The sequence below is a fragment of the Thiobacillus sp. genome, assembly GCF_024708915.1.
Genome location: NZ_JANJXQ010000239.1, coordinates 1 through 19336 on the forward strand (window position 1 = coordinate 1; position 19336 = coordinate 19336).

Sequence of the window (19336 nt, forward strand, 5' to 3'; positions counted from 1 at the left end):
AGCACGCCCGCCTGATGCTGACCCGCGGCGTCGTATGTTGTGGCAGCATGGGCCGCACCCTGGTGGAATTCCTGGTCGAGCATCTGGCCTTCCTGTACGAGGACGACCTCGCCATTCTCGATACCGTCGCCGCGCTGCTCCACTCGGACGTGCTCACCGAGGACGAACGGCTCGCGGTGTGGAAGCGCGGCCTCAGCCGCAATTCGCACTATGTGCCCTTTCTCGAACTACAGCCCGACAGGCTGCCGGCGCCACGCGCCGCACGCAGCGACCACGCCGCAGTGCCTGCGCTCACCGGCAACGCCTACACGGCGATGCTGGACAAGGCGCTGTCGGCGCAGGGGCAGACCTTCCTCGCCACCATGGGCAGCGTCCTCGAACGCCCGGAGATCCAGGAGGTGGTCAACCATACGCTCGACGCACTGGCCAACTGGTGCGCGCCGCTGCGCGCATTCGATGCCGCTGCCCGCGCGGAGGCGCGCGCGGCGCTGCTTGCGGCCGCACCGCAGTTCGAAACAGATTGCGGAGCGCTCGATGCACTGGCCGCGGCGGACGCCGACAGCGTGCGGCCGATCTTCCTCAAGACCACCGCGATCGGCTCGCTGATGCGGCGCAAGATTCAGCCCGTCGTCACCCCGCTGCTCGACGCCATCGCGGTGCTCCAGCGCCAGCCCTGAGTCCCCGAAACGACGAAGCCCCGCGGGCATACGCCCGCGGGGCTTCGCTTTGGGTGGCGCTTACTTGCCGAGCGCCGAATCGATGCTCGACAGGAATTTCTCGGCCTTCTGGAAACCGATCACCTTGTAGCCCGATTGCTCGCCGGCGGCAGTCCAGAAGATCAGCCCGGGCGGACCGAACAGGTTGAAGCGCTTCAACAGCGCCTTGTCGGCTTCGTTGTTGGCGGTGACGTCGGCCTTCAGCAGCACCACGTTTTGCAGGCGCGCCTGCACCTTGGGATCGCTGAACGTGAAGGTCTCCATTTCCTTGCACGACACGCACCAGTCGGCGTAGAAGTCGAGCATGACGGCCTTGCCGTCGGCCTTGGCAGCCGCCAGACGGGCGTCGAGTTCAGCCACGTCCTTCACCTTCTCGAACGCCAGGCCCTTCTGTTCGGCGGCAATCGCAACGCCGCCGGCGCCGCCCTTGAAGACGTCGAGCGGCTGCAGGAGGTTGCGGCTGCCCGCCAGCATGCCGAGCAGGATCGCCAGGCCGCCGATCAGCAGCACCACGCCAAGCCCCTTCCACAGGCGCGCCCAGCCGGACGCGTGCGCCGGCAGCGGATCGAGCGCATGGAGGTAGATCGCCGACGCGATCAAGAGCAGCGCCCACAGCAGCATGCCGGTCCAGGCCGGGATCACCGGCGAGATCAGGTAGATCGCGATCGCCAGCATCATCACGCCGAAGGAGTACTTGACTGCGTTCATCCAGCCGCCGGCCTTGGGCAGCAGCGCTCCGGCCGACACCCCTACCAGCAGCAGCGGCACCCCCATGCCGAGCGCCAGCACGAACAGCGCCGCGCCGCCGAGAACGGTGTTGCCGGTCTGCGCGATGAAGGCGAGTGCGGCGGCCAGCGGCGGCGCGACGCAGGGGCCGAGAATGACGGCCGACAGCGCGCCCATCGCGAACACGCCGAAGAAACTGCCGCCCTTCATCTTGTTGGCGCGCTCCGAGAACTTGCTCTGCAGCGCGCTGGGCAGTTGCAGTTCGTAGAAGCCGAACATCGAAAGCGCCAGGCCGACGAAGATCAGCGCGCCGATACCGAGTGCCCACGGATTCTGCAGCGCGTTGGAGATCAGCGTGCCGGAAAGCGCCGCCGCCACGCCGGCCACCGCATAGGTGATCGCCATGCCCAGCACGTAGGCAAGCGACAGCAGAAAGCCGCTGGTCTTGGTCACTTTGGTGTTCTGCCCGGCGATGATGCCCGACAGGATCGGAATCATCGGGAACACGCAGGGCGTCAACGCCAGCAGCAGACCGAGACCGAAGAAGGTGGCGATCACCGGCCAGAAGCTGCCGCCTTTCAGCACGCGCTCGATGCGCGAGGTGTCGTCGCCCGCCGCTTCGGCCGGGGCGTCGAGCGCGGCCAGCGGCGTGGCCACGGCAGCGCCATTGGCCGCCAGGGAAAACTCGCGCTTGATCGGCGGATAGCAGATGCCCACCGCTTCATTGCACCCCTGCCAGGTTGCTTCCAGCACCAGCGTTTCGTTCGCGGCGAGCGCGCGCGACAGCGTCACGCCGGCGGCAAAGTCGCGGTGATACACCTCGGTGCGGCCAAAGGTCGGGTCGTCCTTGACCTCGCCCGCCGGGGCGTCGACACCCGCCACTTTCACATCGGCCGGCGATTTGACGACAAAGGCGAGTTTGTCGCGATACAGATAAGTGTTCGCGGTCAGCGTGTAATCGAACTTGACCGTCTGCGTATCCGGCATGGCGGCCGCGACGAGGAAGGCTTCGTCCGGCGGCAGCACGTTCGGCATCCCGTCATCGCCAGCCAGGCTGCGCAGGCCGTCCAGCGCGGCAGCCGCAGCCGGCGTGGCCGCGGCTGTCGGCGTGGCCGCGGGGAGTGCGGCCGGCAGCTTGATGGTCGCGCTGACCGTTTGCGGGGTGTAGCACAGGCCGGCGTCGGCGCAGCCCTGCGAGGTGGCTTTCAGCGTGACCGACGTGGCGCCCGGCGTACGCTGGATCGGCAGCGCGATACGCACGTCCTTGAGATAGGTTTCGACCTTGCCGAAATATTCGTCCTGCTTCGTCTTGCCCGGCGGCAGCTGCAGCGCGCCCAGGGTCGCGCCGGCAAGCTCGAACTTGAACTTGTCGCGGTACATGTAATAGCCGTCCGCAATCTGCCAGCGCGCTTCCAGCGTGTTGGCATCGAGTGCGCGCGCCGAGAACTTGAACGCAACGTCGGGGTCGAGAAATTCTTCAGCGTGGGCCACTGGAAAATGCGCAAACGCGCCCCAAAGTAAAGGCAGTACGCCGATCAAACGAATCCACTTATTAATCATGTTTTTCAGTCTCCGTGGCCACCCAGTCGAGATAAGCGGGCAGGCCGTGCGTTATCGGTACGGCGATCAGTTCAGGTACCTCGTCAGGGTGTTGCGCGCGGACGATTGCTTCAATCAGCGGGTAATTCGCCGCGGTGGTTTTGATCAGCAGAGGGATTTCGTCCCTTGCTTCCACCGCGCCCTGCCAACGGAAGATGGAGCGGCATGCCGGCAAAACGTTCACGCATGCCGCCGCGCGGCACTCGACCAGAGCGCGCGCCAGTTTTTCGGCGGCGCCCCGATCGGGTACATTGGTCAAGACTAACAGAGGTTCCATGTCATGCGCTTTGGTTGGATTGTGCTACTGCTGTTGTCGTTTCCGGTGCTGGAAGCCATCGGCATTTTCTGGATGGCCGACGCCATCGGCGGCTGGGTGCTGCCGTGGCTGCTGCTCGACGTCATCGCCGGGGTCATGCTGATTCGCACCGAGCGCGTTGCCTGGGGCGCGCGCCTGCTGTTCTCGGTGCAGTCGGGCGCGCATCCGCTGGCCGCGCTGTTCGCCAGCGGCCGCATTCTCCTCGCCGGCGGCCTGCTGGTCTTCCCCGGCTTCATCAGCGATGCCGCCGCGCTGCTGCTGTTGCTGGCTCCCGGCACCTGGAGCCGGCGCAAGACGGATCCGCTGCGGCCGGCCAACGACGATGTGCCCTCACCCCAACCCTCTCCCTCCTGGGGAGAGGGTGCGAGCGCCACGCCCAAAACGATTGACGGCGAGTTCAAGCGCGAACCCGACGATTTGCTGCGTTAGCAAAAAACGGCGTCACGATGATTCAGGCCGCGCTGCGCCAATCAAAACAGCCTCATCTGCCCGCGTGCCTGTTTGATTTCGCGCAGCAGGTCGTCCGAAGCCGGGTAGCGGTATTTAAAACGCAGCTCGCGCGTGGTGCGTGCGTTCGACAGCTGGCGCGACTCGCGCAGGAAGGACAGCAGCGCTTCCGACAATACCTTTTGCGCCTCCGTGCGGTCGACCCGCGGCGGGCGCGGCAGGCCGAACGCGTCGGCGCAGCTGTCGAACCAGTCGCCCATTTTCAAGGGATGCGCATCGACCGCATGGTAGATGCGCTGCGGGCGCCCGCGGAACAGCGCCGCCCACGCCAGCCGCGCCAGGTCGTCGGCGTGGATATGGTTGGTATAGCTGTCGTCGCTGGCGATCAGCGCAGGGGTGCCGCGCTTGATGCGTTCCAGCGGCAGGCGGTCGGCGGCATAAATCCCCGGTGCGCGCAGGATGCTCACCTGCACCCGCAAGGCCTCGCCCCAGGCGCGCAGTTGGCGTTCGGCATCGACCCGCCGCACCGCGCGGCCGTTCACCGGCGCCACCGGCCGCGTCTCGGCTACCCAGTTGCCGCCGCAGTCGCCATACACGCCGCTGGTGCTGATATACACCAGCGCACCCGGCTTGCCGCGCCGCATCAGCGCGTGCAGCAGACAGGCCGTGCGCGGATCGGTCGCGCCTTCGCCGGGCGGCGGCGCAAAGTGGAATACGCCATCGACGCGCGGCAGACGGCGCAGACTCCGCGGCACATCGAGATCGCCGATATAAGGCGTCACGCCGAGCGCGCGCAGTTCGGCGGCGCGCTCGGCGCGCCGCGTCAGCCCGATGAATTCAGCCTGCCCGGCATAACGTTTCACCAGCCGCTCGGCCACGTCGCCGAACCCTGCAATCAATATTTTTTTCATCGCTGCCTGCCTGTAACCCTATGCACGCAGGGGTGAAAACTCCGCGCGCCCGGGCGATAATTCCTTGCTGTGCCACGTATTCTAAGCTCACATCATGCCGTATCAGGTCACCCTTCAGCCCAGCGGGCACCAGTTCACCGTCACCGATGATGAAACCATTCTCGAAGCCGCATTGCGCGAAGGCTTTGCCCTGCCCTACGGCTGCCGCAACGGCGCCTGCGGCGCCTGCAAGGGCAAGGTGTTGTCGGGTCAATTCGACTACGGCGTGTATCAGCCCGGCGCGCTGAAAGACGAGGAAAAGGCGCAGGGGCGCGCACTGTTCTGCCGCGCCAGGCCGCTCTCCGATATGACCATCGAAGCGAAGGAAATCGGCGCCGCCAAGGACATCGTGGTGAAGACGCTGCCGTGCCGGGTGGAGAAGCTGGAGCAACGCGCCGACGACGTCATGCTGGTGAAAATCAAGCTGCCCGCCAACGAGCGCCTGCAGTTCCTGGCCGGGCAATACATCGACTTCCAGCTGAAGGATGGCAGGACGCGCAGCTATTCGCTCGCCAACCCGCCGCACGACGACGCGCTGCTGGAGCTGCACATCCGCCACGTGCCCGGCGGCCTGTTTTCCGACCAGGTGTTTTCCACGCTGAAGGAACGCGACATCCTGCGCCTGAAAGGGCCGTTCGGCAGCTTCTTCATCCGCGAAGACTCCGACAAACCGATGCTCTTCATCGCCGGCGGTACCGGCTTTGCGCCGATCAAGGGCATGCTGGAACATGCCTTCGCCGAACACACCGACCGCGAACTGGTGCTGTACTGGGGCGTGCGCTCGCTGAAGGATTTATACATGGCCGAACTGCCGCAGCAATGGCTGGCCGAACGCCCCAATTTCAGCTTCGTTCCGGTATTGTCGAATCCCGCGCCGGGCGATCGGTGGCAGGGGCGCAGCGGCCTGGTCCACCAGGCCGTGCTGGCCGACTTCGCCGACCTGTCCGGCTACCAGGTCTACGCCTGCGGCGCGCCGGTCATGGTGGACAGCGCGCGCGACGCCTTCACCCGCACGCGCAGCCTGCCCGAGGACGCGTTCTTCGCGGATGCCTTCAGCTACGCGGCGGACGCCGAAACCGCACCCGCCGCCTGAAGCCGGCCGGCAGGCTTACAGCTCGCCTTTGGCGCCTGCCTGCATGATCTCCAGCAGCCCCTGGCGCACCGCGTTGATGCGGTCTTTCAGCGCCTGCGGCACGCGCTTTTCCTGCGCCAGCATGTCCACGTTGACGTCCATCATCACCAGCCAGCCCCGACCTTCGGCGTCTTCGATCATGGCGATGCGGCACGGCATGTACACCGCAAAATCCAGATTCTGGTCGATCAGCGCCTTGGCGGTGACGGCATCGCAGAACTGGAAAATGGTGATGGTGCGCTGCGGCTGGCCGGTGACCGCCTCCACCTGCTTGGACAGCGGAAGCTCCGCCACCAGTTGCAGATTCAGTGCATTGGCGCGCAGACGCATCGAATCGGCCGCATCCGTCAAACTGACGCCGCGCTCGATGGCCACCTTGTAAACGTCGGCCTGGGCGGTCTGGGCGGTCTGGGCGGTCCGTTCGGCTGGCGGCGTTGCCGCCCGGCTGGCGGGCGCAGCCAGCAGCAACACGCTCAGCACGGCACCCAATACGGCAAGAAAAGCAGGACGCATGGGAATACTCCTCATGAATATAAGCACTTTCTAATAATACACGCCGTCCCGCGCCGCGCACCCGCACAAACGTGCTACGCGCACGGGGCGCGGCGCCGGTTTATTGCGCGCGGCACAATGCCAGCGCTTTTTGATAGTGCCGGCAGGCTTCGCCCGGCTGATCGTTCTGCGTCTTGAGTTCGGCCATGCGGATATGGCCTTCGGCGCTGGCCGCGATGGCAAGGCTGGCTTCCAGATAACTCTGCGCCTTGCCCCACAGCGCCTGCACACTGCACAACTGCGCCAGCGTCAGCAGCAACTGAGCGTCGCGCGGCCGGGCATGCAGCCATTTCTCGGCCCGTTCGATCTGCCGCGTCGGACTGCTGCCGCGCACTTCGCCGTACAGCGCCACCAGTTCCTCATGCCAGTCGCGGTTGAGCGCGGCTTCCAGCACGTCGAGCGCGGTGTCGTGGCCGTTGCGCTGCATGAAGGCCTCAGCGGCGGCACGCGCCACCCAGGCATCGACCTTGAAATCGGCCGGGATTTTCTTCCAGTATTCCAGCAAGCCACGGTCATCTGCGGCGCGCCGCCTGAGGTTTTCAGCATAGGCCATGCGGCGGCTCTGGGCGGCCACGCCGGGTTCCATGGCATTGCTGCGCATCAGCGCGTCGAGCAGGCGGTCGACCTCGTCCCACTGCCCGGTCAGCTGACGCGCCTTGAGTTCGAGCCGCAGCAGCGTGGTGTGCTGCGGCGCGATCTCCTTGGCCCGGTTGATCGCCGTCAGCGCGGCCGCCGCATCCTTGGCGTCGAGGCAGGCTTCGGCCTCAAACAGCTGCGCCGCGAGCTCGGCGCCGTATTCGGAGGCTTCCCGGAGATGCTGCTCGCGCTGCGGAATGGCGCGCATTTCCTGGGCAGCACGGGCGGCCAGCACGCGTGCCAGCCCCTGCCGGACATCGTCGCCCTGCCATTGCCCCAGCGACAGTTCGGCATCCTGGTAGCGGTATTCGGTATACGCCCTGAGGCCGCCGACGAAATTTTCATCGCGTTTTTTCGCTGCGCGCCGCTCGCGCTGTTCGCGCACGATGCGCGGCAGATTGAGCGTCAGCAGAGCCAGCCGCAGCAGCACGATGCCGCCTACCACCAGGCCGATCACGATCAGCACAAAGCTGATGAAAGAAATTTCCATCCGCCACGGCGGGTACACCAGCACCACATAGCCGGGGTCGTAGCGCCCGGCCATCGCCAGCGCGACGGCCAGTACTGCGACGAAGAGGAACGAGATCAGCCAGCGCATCAGTGATCCCCTTTGTAGGCGTCGAGCGCCGCCAGACTGGCGTCGATGCCGGGCAGCCTGATGGCAATCTGCAGGCCGGACAGGCGCTTGACCTCCTTGAGCGCAGCCGCGACGCCGGCGTCGCGCGTGTTGAAATAGCGCTCCAGCATCTCCGACACCGCGCGCAGGTCGGCGCGGAATGCTGCCTGGTCCTGCGCCAGCAGCGCCAGCCGCGCCGACAGCAGGCGCAGGCGCAGATTTTCGCGCAGGAAGTAGGCCTGGCCAGGCGGCAGCAGCACTGCCTCGTTGCCTTCCATCCGGCGGATTTGCACGATCCGTTTGAGCTCCGTCCACAATTCCTGGCCCAGGTTCGACGCGCTGGCCCGGTGCGGCGCAAGCGTCATCTCGGAGCCTTGCGCGCTCGCCAGCGGCCAGTCGGCATGACGCGCCACCAGCGCCTCGATGCGTGCGCTCGCGCCCACCTCGTCGAGCGAAGGCACCGCACGCAGATTGGCGAGGTCGGCGGCGATGGCGCGGCGCAGCGCAGTGAACTGCGGCTTGTTCACCCGCTGCAGGCGAGTATCGGCCCCTTCCAGCGCGATGATCGCCGCCTTCACGTTGCCCGCCAGCTGCAACTGCTGCGTGGCGGTAAGCAGTACCTGCTCGATCTCCGCCAGCGTCCAGTGGTCGCGCCCCTGCGCCAGATCCTTGTACAGGGTTTCGAGCGCCAGCTGCTGTTGCTGCGACGTGGTCATCTGGCTTTCGATATGCGCGACTTTTTCGTTGATCTGCCGCATCGCGTCGTCGGCGTTGCGCGCCAGCAGGCGGGTTTCGCTCACGTCCTTGCCCGACTCGGCCAGCCGGCGCCCCAATTCGGTCTTCAGATCACGGATGCGCTCGCGGCCATCGGACCACGACCAGGTCGCCGCCGCCAGAGCCAGCACTGCGACCAGCAGGGCAACCAGCGGCAGCGTCTGGGTGCGCGCGTGCGGCGCAACAGGCGGCGCAGCGGCAGGTAGCACGGAAGACGTTTCGGGTGTGTCGTTCATTGATTGTCCCTGAACCAGTTAATCAGGCCCTCTACCAGACCTGCATCGCCACCCGGCGTGGCGATGACGTCGGCAATGCCAAAGCGGCGGGCCGCCTCGGCAATTTTCTCATGCGGGGCGAACAGCGGGGTATGCCGCAGCAGCGGCGCGCCCGGCGCGCCCAGCAGTGCCGCCAGATTATGCAGCGTCTCCGCACTGGCCACGGTCACCGCGTCGATTCCGCCGGTTTGCCAGCATGCCAGCAACGGTGCGGCATCCGCCTGTGGCCGCACGCGCCGGTAGCACTCCAGAAAATCCGCCTGCGCCCCGCGCGCGCGCAGCGTGTCGGCCAACAATGCGCGGCCGCCGACGCCACGCACGATCACCACCCGCTTGCCGGCAACCTCATTCAGCTGTGGCAGCGCCAGCAGCGCTTCGCTGTCCTGGCCGTCCGGCATGGCGACGTCGTCGAGCCCCTGCGCCGCGAGTGCGCGCAGGGTGCCCGGCCCCACTGCAAAAATCCGGGTTGCCGCCGGCAGTGCGCCGCCGGCACGGATTGCCGCCATGCCGAACTGCGCCGCATTGGGGCTGATAAAAATCGCGATGTCGGCGCCGGCCAGCTGCGCCAGCGGCGCGGCCAACTCGTCCAGCGGCACCGCCTCGATGGCGAGCGCGGGGAATTCGAACGCCGCGCCGCCCGCCGTCCGGATCGCCTGTGCCAGCACGGCGGCCTGATGGGCCGGCCGCGTCACAAGCACGGTACGCCCTGCCAGCGGCCCCGTCATGCAGGCAGCGCATCGAGGATGGCGCGCGCGCCCAGCGCCAGCAGCTTGTCGGCGAGCGCCTGGCCAACCGCTTCAGGATCGCCGGCATCGCCCTCGGCGCGATCATGGATGAACCCGCTGCCGTCCGGATTCGCCACGAAGCCGTCGAGCACCAGACGGCCGTCCTGCAATACCGCGTGCGCGCCCAGCGGCACTTGGCAGCTGCCGCCCAGCACGCGGCTGACCTGGCGTTCGGCGCGCACGCAGGCTGCGGTCTCGGGGTGATTGAGCGCGGCGAGCATGGCTGCCACGCCGCTGTTGCCGCTGCGGATTTCGATGCCGAGTGCGCCCTGGCCGGCGGCCGGAATGCTGTCTTCCACGGACAGCAGGCTCCTGATGCGCGCGCCCAGACCGAGCCGCTTGAGGCCTGCGGCCGCCAGCAGGATCGCATCGAACTGGCCTTCGTCGAGCTTTTTCAGGCGGGTGCCGACGTTACCGCGCAGCGGCTTCACCGTCAGGTGCGGATAGCGTGCGCGCAGCTGCGCTTCGCGGCGCAGGCTGGAGGTGCCGACCACGCTGCCGGGCGGCAGATCGGACAGGCGTTCGTACTGGTTCGACACGAAGGCATCGCGCGGGTCTTCGCGTTCGCCGATTACCGCCAGCATGAATCCCGGCGGCAGTTCCATCGGTACGTCCTTCATCGAATGCACCGCCAGATCGGCCTGCCCGGTTTCCAGCGCCACTTCGAGCTCCTTGACAAACAGGCCCTTGCCGCCGATTTTGGAAAGCGTGACGTCGAGAATCTGGTCGCCGCGCGTGGTCATGCCCAGAATGTTCACGGCGCAGCCGGGATGCAGCGCACGCAGGCGGTCGCGGATATGCTCTGCCTGCCACATGGCAAGGGCACTTTCTCGGGAAGCGATGGTCAGGATGTGCATGGCGGGAAAGGTAAACAATTTAATTGGCAAATGATGACGCGACACGCATGATATCGATGTGTTCGCACCACAACAGGGACGACTAACGATGACTCGACTGATTGCAGTCTGGGCCTTGATTTTAGCATGGGGCATGACGCTGCACGGCACGGCCGGCGCGGCGGACGGGCTGGTTCACGCACAGAATTTCCAGGCCGACGCGCGTATTGCGGCCAAACGCCGGGTGCCCATTCTGGTGGTTTTCACCAGCCCGGTCTGTTCGTATTGCGAACGCGTCAAACGCGAATATCTGATCCCGATGCACAAGGATCCGGCCTACCGCAACCGCGCCATCATCCGCGAAGTCACCATCGGCGCCAGCACCCCGCTGATTGGATTCGACGGCACCCCCACATCCGAAGGCGCGTTCGCCGCAGCCAACAAGATATTCATGGTGCCCACCGTCAAGGTGTTCGACACCAAGGGCGCCGACGCCAGCGAAGCCATCGTCGGCCTGTTGTCGCCCGACTATTACTTCGGCTACCTGGAAGCGGCCATCGACGAAGGCATACGCAAAGTACGCGGCAAATAGGCAGACCGCCAGGCCGGCACCGACTCCCGAGCGGACGTGACGCGCGGCCGCGCTGCAGCACGGCCACAGCGAAATCTCGGCAAAGTCACGCCCGCTCGGGAAACGGAATAAAATTCCCGCCATAACAAAATTCCAGCGGTGCGGGGAGCGCCCTTATGAAAATCCTTTTGGCCGACGACCACCCGCTGGTGCGCGAGGGGGTGCGGCAGGTGCTGGCCCAACTGGAACCGCCGGTCGAAATCCTCGACGCCCACGACTACCCCAGCCTGTTTGCGCGAGCCGCCCGGCATCCCGACCTCGATCTGGCGCTGGTCGACCTGAACATGCCGGGCTTCGCCGGAACACAGGGCATTACGCAGTTTCGCAGCCGCTTCCCGGATATTCCGCTGCTGGTATTGTCGGCGTCGGAATCGCCGCACGACGTCCGCCACGCGCTGAAAGCCGGCGCGCTCGGCTACATCCCCAAGGCGTCCCCTACCGCGGTCATGCTGGCCGCGTTGCGGCAGGTGCTGTCGGGGGGCGTCTATGTACCGCTCGGCCTGAGCGGCCTGCATCCGGCGGAACCCGCCGATTTCGCGGCCCTGCAGCACAGCGGACTGACGGTGCGCCAACTTGAAGTGGCGCGCCTGCTGGCGCAGGGCTGCACCAACAAGACCATCTCCAGCATGCTGGCCATGTCGGAAGGCACGGTAAAAGTACACATTGCGGCGATTTTCCGCGCTTTCAACGCCAGCAATCGGACCGAGGCCGTGCTCGCCATTCAACGTCTGCCGCATGCGCCCTGAGCGCATCATGAAATTTGTGCGCAGCCGGTTCGAGCGCCCGTTGCTGACCAGCATCCGCAGCCGGATACTGGTCATTGCGCTGTTGCCCGCCCTGCTGGCCGAATTCGGGATGGTGGCGCACTTCACCACCCAGGCCCTTGCCACCGCCGAACACGCTCTCCATGTCCGCGCCGCCAACGCGGCCCGTCGCCTGGCCGACGCCTTGCCCCATGCGCTGGCAAACGGGGACACGGCGCGGGTGCACAGCCTGCTCCAGATCGAGGCCGTCAACAGCCAGTTGTCCTTTGCCAGGGTCGCCGACGCACACGGCCACCCCGTCGCCAGCACCGGCAGTCCACCGCGCACAGTCCACCCGGATGAACATCACCGGCAACACGCCGCGATTCGTGTGCCTGCCGTCGATTTGCCCCACAGCGCCGTGGTTGCCACCCCCGCCTCGCCCGACTTCAACCTGCTGGGACAGGTTGAAGTCGGCGTATCGCTCGACCAGATCGGGGCCTTCAGGCGCGATTCGCTGATCCATGCCACCCTGTTGATGCTGGCGGCACTGGCGCTCACCGGCGCACTGGCATGGCGGTTGTCCAACCGGCTGGCCGGGCAGCTGCGGCATGTCGGACATGTCGTGGGGCGGCTGGGGTGCGGCGACCTCACGGTGCGCACGCAACTGCCGCCGCAAGGCGAGGTCGGCTTGCTGGCAGCCGGAATCAACAACATGGCCGAAGCCTTGCAGGCGCACCGCGGCGAGCTGGAAAAACGCATCCGCGATGCCACCGCCGATCTCGCCACCAGAAAGGAGATGGCCGAGCGCGCCAACCAGGCCAAATCGCGTTTCTTCGCTGCCGCCAGCCACGACCTGCGGCAGCCGCTGCACGCACTGTCGCTGTTTGTCGCGGCATTGAAAATGCGCAACCAGCCACCTGAAGCGCAAACCCTGATCGACAACATTGCAGCATCCACTGCGGCGATGGAACTGCTGTTCAATGCGCTGCTGGATATTTCGCGGCTGGATGCCGGTGCCATCGAAGCGCACCCGGTGCATTTCCCGCTGCAGAAAATGCTGCTCGATCTCAACCATCAGTTCAGCGCGGTGGCGGCGGAAAAGCAGCTGCACCTGCGTTTCCGTCCGTGCGACGTCACCCTCTACAGCGACCCGCTGCTGATCGAGCGCATTCTGGCCAATCTGATCGCCAACGCCATCCGCTATACCGACGACGGCGGCATCCTGGTAGGCTGCCGCCGCCGTGGCCGCATGGTGCGCATCAGCGTGGCCGATACCGGCCGCGGCATCCCGCCCGAGCAGCAGGAAAGCGTGTTCCACGAATTCGTGCAACTACACAATCCGGCACGCGACCGCAGCAAAGGGCTGGGGCTCGGGCTCGCCATCGTCTCGCGCCTGGGACGGCTGCTGGGGCACCGGGTGGAATTGCGTTCGCGCCCCGGCCACGGCTCGACGTTCAGTGTCGACGTGCCGTGCGGCGACGCCCGCTTGATCCGGCCGCCCGCCGCCGCCAGCGCACCCGGGCAAATCCCCGCCGATGCGCTGGTGCTGCTGGTGGACGACGAAAGCGCGATCCTGCGCGGCATGGCCGAACTGTTCGACAACTGGAACATCGATCTGGTCACCGCCCACAGCGCCGCCGAAGCAGTGCAATGGCTCGACAGCATCGGCCGCGTGCCGGACATCATCGTGTCGGACTACCGCCTGCCCGACGACAGCGACGGCATCGAGGTCATCACCCGCCTGCGGCAAAAATTCGGCTGCGACATCCCGGCCATCCTGGTCACCGGCGATACGGCGCCCGACACCATTCTGCGCATCAGCCGCGCCGGATTTCCGCTGCTGCACAAGCCGCTGCGCCCGGCCAAACTGCGCGCCCTGCTCACCCATCTGATCCAGCAGGCGCGCACTGCGGCTGTGGGATAATGATGTCCGGGTGAGGCGTGAAGGGTGAGGAATAAAGAGCCGGATAGCGGCGGCCCCTCCCGCCCGATCCCTGACCCCTGACTCCTGACCCCTCACCATAAACCATGCACCTCCATATCCTCGGCATCTGCGGTACCTTCATGGGCGGCATCGCCGCCATCGCGCGCGCAGCCGGCCACACCGTCACCGGCTGCGACGCCAACGTCTACCCGCCGATGTCCGACCAGCTGCGCGCCCTCGGCATCGACCTCATCGAAGGCTACGACGCCAAACAGGCCGACCTCAAGGCCGACGTTTTCGTCGTCGGCAACGTCGTCACCCGCGGCAATCCGCTGCTGGAAACCATCCTCGAACGCGGCCTGCCCTACACCTCCGGCCCGCAGTGGCTGGCCGACAACGTGCTGAAGGACAAATGGGTGCTGGCGGTGGCGGGTACCCACGGCAAGACCACCACCGCCGCCATGCTGGCGTGGATCCTCGACGACGCGCACATGCGCCCCGGCTTTCTGATCGGCGGCATTCCGCAGAATTTCGGCGTGTCCGCACGGCTGACCGACAGCCCCTTCTTCGTCATCGAGGCCGACGAATACGACACCGCCTTCTTCGACAAGCGCTCCAAGTTCATCCACTACCGCCCGCGCAGCGTCATTCTCAACAACCTCGAATTCGACCACGCCGACATCTTTCCCGACCTCGCCGCCATCGAGACCCAGTTCCACCACCTGGTGCGCACCGTGCCCGGCAATGGCCTCGTCGTCGCCAACGGCCGCGAAGCGAGCCTCGAACGCGTGTTCGCGCGCGGCCTGTGGACCCCGGTGGAACGCTTCGGCAGCAGCGGCGGCTGGATCGCGGGCGAGGCCGATGCCCAGGGCAGCTTCGACGTATTCTTCAACAGCGCCCGGCAGGGCCGGGTGAACTGGGATCTGCTGGGCGAGCACAACCGCATGAACGCGCTCGCCGCCATCGCCGCCGCGCGCCATGCCGGTGTTCCCGCAGCCGCCGCCATCGCCGCCTTGAGCCGCTTCGAGAACGTCAAACGCCGCATGGAAATCCGCGGTGCGGTCCATGGCATCACCGTCTACGACGACTTCGCCCATCATCCCACGGCGATCGCCACGACCCTCGAAGGCTTGCGGCGCAAGGTCGGCAAGGCCCGCATCCTCGCCGTGCTGGAGCCGCGCTCGAACACCATGAAGCTCGGCGTCATGAAGGCACAGCTGCCCGACAGCCTCGCCGACGCCGACGTCGTCTACTGCTACGGCGCGAACCTCGGCTGGGATGCCGCAGAGGCGCTCGCCCCGCTGGGCGGAAAGGCGCGCGTGTTCGACGATCTCGGTGCGCTCGTCACGCAGCTCGTGCTCGACGCCCGCCCGGGCGACCACGTTCTGATGATGAGCAACGGCGGCTTCGGCGGCATCCACACCAGGTTGCTCGAAGCGCTGCACGACCACTACCACGAGGACATCGTGCTGACGCCGATGCACCGCTACGGGCGGTACGTCTAGCCGCGACGCCAATTTCTGGAATCCCGGCAGCCCCGGTAAAATCCGCGGATGATCGTCTATCTCCACGGCTTCAACTCCACGCCCGCTTCCGGCAAGGCGCGCCAGCTCGGCGCCTACATGGCCGGCATCGGACGCGGGGCGGACTACCTCTGCCCGCAGCTGCCCAACAGTCCCCGTGCGGCGATCGCCCTGATCGAGAGCGAACTGGCTCGGCGCCGCGCCGGCCCGGTCACCCTGGTCGGCAGCTCGCTGGGCGGGTTCTACGCCACCCACCTCGCCGAGAAGCACGGCTGGAAGGCGGTGCTGGTGAATCCGGCGGTGCACGCCCACGTCCTGATGCGCGGCGCGCTGGGCCCCCAGGCCAACTGGCATACCGGCGAGAAATGGCAGTTCACCGAGGCCCACCTGGCCGAGCTTGCGGCGCTCGACGTGCCGGCGATCACCCGCCCCGAGCGCTATCTGCTGCTGGTGCAGACCGGTGACGAGGTCATCGATTACCGCGACGCAGTCGCCTACTATGCCGGCGCGCGGCAGATCGTCGAGCAAGGCGGCGACCACGGCTTCGCCGGCTTCGAGCGCCACCTGCAAACCCTCCTGGATTTCTGAGTTTCCATGTACCTCATCTTTGAAGAGGACGGCCATTTCAAGGCCGGCTCCATCCTGTCCGAAACCGAGGCCACGGCGCAGGTGGAGGCCGCCAGCGGCAAGCGCAGCAAGATCAAGGCTGCGAGCATCCTCTTGCGCTTCGGCGCGCCGTCTCCCACCGAGGTGATGGCCGAGGCCGAGAAGCTCGCCGAGGAGCTCGACGCCGACTTCCTGTGGGAGGCCGCGGGCGCCGAGGAATTCGGCTTCGAACAGCTGGCGCAGGAGTATTACGGCCACGCACCGCGGCCCGCGGAGGCGGTCGCGCTGCTGCAGAAGCTGCATGCCTCGCCGATCCATTTCCACAAGCGCGGAAAGGGCCGCTACCGCCCCGCCCCCGCCGAAACGCTGGCGGCGGCCAAGGCCGGGCTGGAGAAGAAGCGCCTTGCGGCCGAGCGCCAGGCACGCCTCGCGGCCGAACTTGCGGCCTTCCGCCTGCCGCCCGAGTATGCGTCGCTGATCCCGCGCATCCTCATCGCACCGGACAAGAACACACTGGAATACAAGGCGCTGGAGGACGCGGCTGCGACCACCGGGCTGTCGCAGGTGCGGCTGCTCGAGCGCTGCGGCGCGATTCCGTCGACGCTTGAGTTCCACTTGATGAGCTTCCTGCTCGAGCACTTTCCGCGCGGCACCGGGTTTGCCGAAATCACCGACCCGGCTGCCCTGGATCCGCGCGACCCGCCGGAGCTGCCGAAGAGCGGCGTGCGCGCCTTCTCGATCGACGACGAGCTGACCACCGAGATCGACGACGCGCTGTCGGTGGAGTGGCTGGGCGACCGCGTCCGCGTCGGCATCCACATCGCAGCGCCCGCGGTCGGCATCGCGCCCGGCTCCGAGATCGACCGCATCGCGCGCGAACGGCTGTCGACCGTCTACTACCCCGGCGACAAGATCACCATGCTGCCGGAGGCGCTGATCCACCACTACACGCTCGGCGAGAGGCACGACTGCCCCGCCCTGTCGCTCTACCTCGACGTCGCGCCCGACCTGCGCGTGCTCGGCACCGAGACCCGGCTGGAAATGGTGCACATCGCCGACAACCTGCGTCACGAGACGCTGGAGGGCCAATTCAACGCCGAAACCCTGCGCAATCCGGAGGTGCCGGACTATCCGTACCGCCGCGAGCTCGAATGGCTGCACGACTTTGCCGCCGTGCTCGAGGCCGGGCGCGGCAAGACCGACACGGTCGACCGCGTCGACTACAATTTCAGGCTCGACGGCGAGCGCATTTCGATCCTGCCGCGCAAGCGCGGCAGCCCGGTCGACAAGGTGGTGTCCGAGCTGATGATCTTCGCCAACGCGCACTGGGGCGGCTGGCTCGCCGAGAAGCGCGTGCCGGCGATCTACCGCGCGCAGGCCAACGGCAAGACGCGCATGACGACCGCCCCCGACCCGCACCAGGGCCTCGGCGTCGACCAGTACGCGTGGTCGACTTCGCCCTTGCGGCGTTACGTCGACCTCGTCAACCAGCGCCAGTTGATCAGCGTGGTCCAGGGCGCCGACCCGGTCTATCCGCCGAGGAGCGAGCAGCTCTATGCGACGGTGCGCGACTTCGAGCTGGCGTACGACGCCTACAACGAATTCCAGCGCCGTCTCGAGCGCTACTGGATGCTGCGCTGGCTGATCCAGGAGAACGTGACCGAAGTGACCGCCGGCGTGATCCGCGAAGACCTGGTGCGCTTCGACAACCTGCCGCTGGTGACGCGTGCACCCTCGGTAATGGGGATCGCACCGGGCGCGCGCGTGCGGCTCGCGATTTCGGGGATCGACCTGCTCGACATCAGCTTTCACGCCGAGTACCTGGAAACCGTCGCCCCGCCGCCTGACAGCGGCGCCGTCCTTCCGTAGAATCGAACCCACGCCGATCGTTTTCCCGCATGGTGTCCGCTGCCCCCCCCGCCCTTCTCGCCGAACCGTCCCAGCAAAGCACGCGCATGGCACTCGCCCTGCTCGCGTCGGCGGCCGTGCACGGCATGCTGCTGTCGACCCAGTTCGTGCAGGTCAACCCCCGCCTGTTCGAGGACCACAGCCTGCCGATGGAGGTGGTGCTGACCAACGCCAAGAGCCTGGAGTCGCCGCTCAGCCCCGACGCGCTGGCGCAGGTGAACCTGGCGGGTGGCGGCAACACCGACGAGGACAGGCGGCTGAAGAGTCCGCTGCCTGCCAGCGCCAGGACCCAGACCGGCAGCGACGAGGCGGCGATGCAGGCGCGCGTGGCCGAACTGGAACAGCAGGCCCGGATGCTGCTGAGCAAGCTGCAGGCGGACGCCGAGCTGCGGGATCAGCGCGCCCCGAGCGAACCCGCGCCGGCGCACCCCGCGATCGACGCCAGCCAGCTCAACCAGCAGGCCCGCGAGATGGCGCAGTTGCAGGCGCAGATCTCGCAGCAATGGGACGAGTACCAGAGGCGACCGAAGCGGGCGTTCGTCGGCGCCAACGTCAGGGAGTACGCGTTCGCGCGCTATGTCGAGGACTGGGTCGCAAAGGTCGAGCGGGTGGGCAACCTGAATTATCCCGAGGCGGCGCGACGCCAGGGCATCTACGGCAGCCTCAAGCTGACCGTCTCGATCTACGCCAACGGCGAGATCGAAAAGGTCGAGATCGACCGCGCGTCCGGCTCCAAGATCCTCGACGCCGCCGCGATCAAGATCGTCGAGCTCGCCGAGCCGTACGCGGCCTTCCCCGAGGACATGCGCAGGAAGACCGACATCCTGTCGATCACGCGCACCTGGACCTTCACCCGCTCGGACCAGCTCGTCGGCACCGACTGACCGGACGCCGCCCCTCCCCTGTCAACCCGCCGCCAGGCGGGTTTTTGTTGCCCGCGGCCGGCCGCCTCAGGAGCGCAGCGATTTGCGGTCTTTATCACGTGATAAAATATTTAGTTGTCCTAATATTCTGATTTGTTTATCCGTTTTCTGGAGATCGTCATGCACACCGGCACCACCCTCACCCAGTTCATCATCGAAGAGCAGCGCCGCATCGCCGGCGCCACCGGCGACTTCACCTCGCTGCTGAACGACGTCGTCACCGCCTGCAAGGCCATTTCCAACGCCGTCAACAAGGGCGCGCTCTTGGGGGTGATGGGCGCGCTCGATTCCGAGAACGTGCAGGGCGAGACGCAGAAGAAGCTCGACGTCATCACCAACGACATCATGATCCGCTCCAACGAGTGGGCGGGCCACCTCGCCGGCATGGCCTCCGAAGAGATGGACGACGTCTACGCCATCCCCGGCCAGTACCCGCTCGGCAAGTACCTGCTGGTGTTCGACCCGCTCGACGGATCGTCGAACGTCGACGTCAACATCTCGGTCGGCACCATCTTCTCGATCCTCAAGGCCCCGGTCGCCGGTCGCGCCGCCAAGGCGGAAGACTTCCTGCAGCCCGGCACCAAGCAGGTGTGCGCCGGCTACGCGATCTACGGCTCGTCGACCATGCTGGTGCTGACCTTCGGCCACGGCACCAACGGCTTCACGCTCGACCGCGACGTCGGCGAATTCGTGCTGACCCACCCCAACATGACCA

The 19336-nt window shown here is 66.6% G+C and carries 18 protein-coding genes and 1 pseudogene; 11 read left to right on the forward strand and 8 right to left on the reverse strand.

Annotated features, from left to right (window positions below):
• Positions 1-677: pseudogene (locus Q0L94_RS16130) on the forward strand (hypothetical protein); the annotation flags it as partial.
• Positions 678-737: 60 nt separating this feature from the next.
• On the opposite strand, the gene dsbD reads toward Q0L94_RS16130, so the two are convergent.
• Together dsbD and cutA are read right to left on the reverse strand one after the other, a co-directional pair.
• A complete protein-coding gene (gene dsbD, locus Q0L94_RS16135; RefSeq protein WP_296755258.1) occupies positions 738-2933 on the reverse strand; it encodes a protein-disulfide reductase DsbD in 2196 nt (731 codons plus the stop codon).
• Between the two features lie 61 nt (positions 2934-2994).
• Positions 2995-3318 carry a divalent-cation tolerance protein CutA gene (gene cutA / locus Q0L94_RS16140; protein ID WP_296755260.1) on the reverse strand — a complete coding sequence of 108 codons (324 nt, stop codon included), beginning with the start codon at positions 3316-3318 and terminating at the stop codon, positions 2995-2997.
• Positions 3319-3321: 3 nt separating this feature from the next.
• Between cutA and Q0L94_RS16145 the strand changes: the two genes are divergently transcribed.
• Positions 3322-3786 (forward strand): FxsA family protein, encoded by a 465-nt coding sequence (locus Q0L94_RS16145; RefSeq protein WP_296755262.1) that lies wholly within the window; start codon positions 3322-3324, stop codon positions 3784-3786.
• Between the two features lie 41 nt (positions 3787-3827).
• Here Q0L94_RS16145 and Q0L94_RS16150 read toward each other — a convergent pair whose 3' ends face one another.
• The gene (locus Q0L94_RS16150) at positions 3828-4715 is read right to left on the reverse strand and encodes an SDR family oxidoreductase (protein WP_296755265.1); all 888 of its coding nucleotides are present in this window, start codon (positions 4713-4715) and stop codon (positions 3828-3830) included.
• Between the two features lie 94 nt (positions 4716-4809).
• Here Q0L94_RS16150 and Q0L94_RS16155 point away from each other — a divergent pair, with 94 nt between their 5' ends.
• Positions 4810-5847, forward strand: coding sequence for a CDP-6-deoxy-delta-3,4-glucoseen reductase (locus Q0L94_RS16155; RefSeq protein WP_296755266.1), 1038 nt, complete (start codon positions 4810-4812; stop codon positions 5845-5847).
• A gap of 15 nt (positions 5848-5862) precedes the next feature.
• Here Q0L94_RS16155 and Q0L94_RS16160 read toward each other — a convergent pair whose 3' ends face one another.
• The 5 genes from Q0L94_RS16160 to hemC form a co-directional block, all read right to left on the reverse strand.
• A complete protein-coding gene (locus tag Q0L94_RS16160; protein ID WP_296755268.1) occupies positions 5863-6399 on the reverse strand; it encodes a DUF302 domain-containing protein in 537 nt (178 codons plus the stop codon).
• Between the two features lie 100 nt (positions 6400-6499).
• The gene (locus Q0L94_RS16165) at positions 6500-7672 is read right to left on the reverse strand and encodes a heme biosynthesis HemY N-terminal domain-containing protein (protein ID WP_296755269.1); all 1173 of its coding nucleotides are present in this window, start codon (positions 7670-7672) and stop codon (positions 6500-6502) included.
• Entirely contained in the window at positions 7672-8700 is a 1029-nt protein-coding gene (locus Q0L94_RS16170) for a uroporphyrinogen-III C-methyltransferase (RefSeq protein WP_296755272.1), read from the reverse strand. Before Q0L94_RS16170 ends, Q0L94_RS16165 begins: the two co-directional genes overlap by 1 nt.
• Entirely contained in the window at positions 8697-9464 is a 768-nt protein-coding gene (locus Q0L94_RS16175) for a uroporphyrinogen-III synthase (RefSeq protein WP_296755274.1), read from the reverse strand. The genes Q0L94_RS16170 and Q0L94_RS16175 overlap by 4 nt, the downstream gene beginning before the upstream one ends.
• Positions 9461-10381: a hydroxymethylbilane synthase gene (hemC, locus tag Q0L94_RS16180; RefSeq protein WP_296755277.1), complete on the reverse strand. Its 921-nt coding sequence runs from the start codon at positions 10379-10381 to the stop codon at positions 9461-9463. Before hemC ends, Q0L94_RS16175 begins: the two co-directional genes overlap by 4 nt.
• A gap of 88 nt (positions 10382-10469) precedes the next feature.
• Here hemC and Q0L94_RS16185 point away from each other — a divergent pair, with 88 nt between their 5' ends.
• The 8 genes from Q0L94_RS16185 to Q0L94_RS16220 form a co-directional block, all read left to right on the forward strand.
• Entirely contained in the window at positions 10470-10952 is a 483-nt protein-coding gene (locus Q0L94_RS16185; protein ID WP_296755279.1) for a thioredoxin family protein, read from the forward strand.
• A gap of 155 nt (positions 10953-11107) precedes the next feature.
• Positions 11108-11737 (forward strand): response regulator transcription factor, encoded by a 630-nt coding sequence (locus tag Q0L94_RS16190; protein WP_296755282.1) that lies wholly within the window; start codon positions 11108-11110, stop codon positions 11735-11737.
• 7 nt (positions 11738-11744) lie between these two features.
• Positions 11745-13661 carry an ATP-binding protein gene (locus Q0L94_RS16195; protein ID WP_296755285.1) on the forward strand — a complete coding sequence of 639 codons (1917 nt, stop codon included), beginning with the start codon at positions 11745-11747 and terminating at the stop codon, positions 13659-13661.
• A 104-nt stretch (positions 13662-13765) separates the two neighbouring features.
• Entirely contained in the window at positions 13766-15166 is a 1401-nt protein-coding gene (gene mpl, locus Q0L94_RS16200) for a UDP-N-acetylmuramate:L-alanyl-gamma-D-glutamyl-meso-diaminopimelate ligase (protein ID WP_296755288.1), read from the forward strand.
• A gap of 48 nt (positions 15167-15214) precedes the next feature.
• Entirely contained in the window at positions 15215-15772 is a 558-nt protein-coding gene (locus tag Q0L94_RS16205; protein ID WP_296755290.1) for a YqiA/YcfP family alpha/beta fold hydrolase, read from the forward strand.
• Between the two features lie 6 nt (positions 15773-15778).
• Entirely contained in the window at positions 15779-17659 is a 1881-nt protein-coding gene (locus tag Q0L94_RS16210; protein ID WP_296755293.1) for an RNB domain-containing ribonuclease, read from the forward strand.
• Positions 17660-17688: 29 nt separating this feature from the next.
• Positions 17689-18582 (forward strand): energy transducer TonB, encoded by an 894-nt coding sequence (locus tag Q0L94_RS16215; protein WP_296755296.1) that lies wholly within the window; start codon positions 17689-17691, stop codon positions 18580-18582.
• Between the two features lie 159 nt (positions 18583-18741).
• Positions 18742-19336, forward strand: a 595-nt coding sequence (locus Q0L94_RS16220) for a class 1 fructose-bisphosphatase (RefSeq protein WP_296755298.1), incomplete at its 3' end; no start/stop codon positions are given.

What these genes read in the sequence shown, in the direction of transcription:
- Q0L94_RS16210 (WP_296755293.1), top strand. Translation starts at nt 15,779, where the DNA reads ATGTACCTCATCTTTGAAGAGGACGGCCATTTCAAGGCCGGCTCCATC.
- Q0L94_RS16160 (WP_296755268.1), bottom strand. Translation starts at nt 6,399, where the DNA reads ATGCGTCCTGCTTTTCTTGCCGTATTGGGTGCCGTGCTGAGCGTGTTG.
- Q0L94_RS16215 (WP_296755296.1), top strand. Translation starts at nt 17,689, where the DNA reads ATGGTGTCCGCTGCCCCCCCCGCCCTTCTCGCCGAACCGTCCCAGCAA.
- Q0L94_RS16195 (WP_296755285.1), top strand. Translation starts at nt 11,745, where the DNA reads ATGAAATTTGTGCGCAGCCGGTTCGAGCGCCCGTTGCTGACCAGCATC.
- Q0L94_RS16145 (WP_296755262.1), top strand. Translation starts at nt 3,322, where the DNA reads ATGCGCTTTGGTTGGATTGTGCTACTGCTGTTGTCGTTTCCGGTGCTG.
- Q0L94_RS16190 (WP_296755282.1), top strand. Translation starts at nt 11,108, where the DNA reads ATGAAAATCCTTTTGGCCGACGACCACCCGCTGGTGCGCGAGGGGGTG.
- hemC (WP_296755277.1), bottom strand. Translation starts at nt 10,381, where the DNA reads ATGCACATCCTGACCATCGCTTCCCGAGAAAGTGCCCTTGCCATGTGG.
- mpl (WP_296755288.1), top strand. Translation starts at nt 13,766, where the DNA reads ATGCACCTCCATATCCTCGGCATCTGCGGTACCTTCATGGGCGGCATC.
- Q0L94_RS16170 (WP_296755272.1), bottom strand. Translation starts at nt 8,700, where the DNA reads ATGAACGACACACCCGAAACGTCTTCCGTGCTACCTGCCGCTGCGCCG.
- Q0L94_RS16175 (WP_296755274.1), bottom strand. Translation starts at nt 9,464, where the DNA reads ATGACGGGGCCGCTGGCAGGGCGTACCGTGCTTGTGACGCGGCCGGCC.
- Q0L94_RS16155 (WP_296755266.1), top strand. Translation starts at nt 4,810, where the DNA reads ATGCCGTATCAGGTCACCCTTCAGCCCAGCGGGCACCAGTTCACCGTC.
- Q0L94_RS16150 (WP_296755265.1), bottom strand. Translation starts at nt 4,715, where the DNA reads ATGAAAAAAATATTGATTGCAGGGTTCGGCGACGTGGCCGAGCGGCTG.
- Q0L94_RS16205 (WP_296755290.1), top strand. Translation starts at nt 15,215, where the DNA reads ATGATCGTCTATCTCCACGGCTTCAACTCCACGCCCGCTTCCGGCAAG.
- Q0L94_RS16165 (WP_296755269.1), bottom strand. Translation starts at nt 7,672, where the DNA reads ATGCGCTGGCTGATCTCGTTCCTCTTCGTCGCAGTACTGGCCGTCGCG.
- cutA (WP_296755260.1), bottom strand. Translation starts at nt 3,318, where the DNA reads ATGGAACCTCTGTTAGTCTTGACCAATGTACCCGATCGGGGCGCCGCC.
- Q0L94_RS16185 (WP_296755279.1), top strand. Translation starts at nt 10,470, where the DNA reads ATGACTCGACTGATTGCAGTCTGGGCCTTGATTTTAGCATGGGGCATG.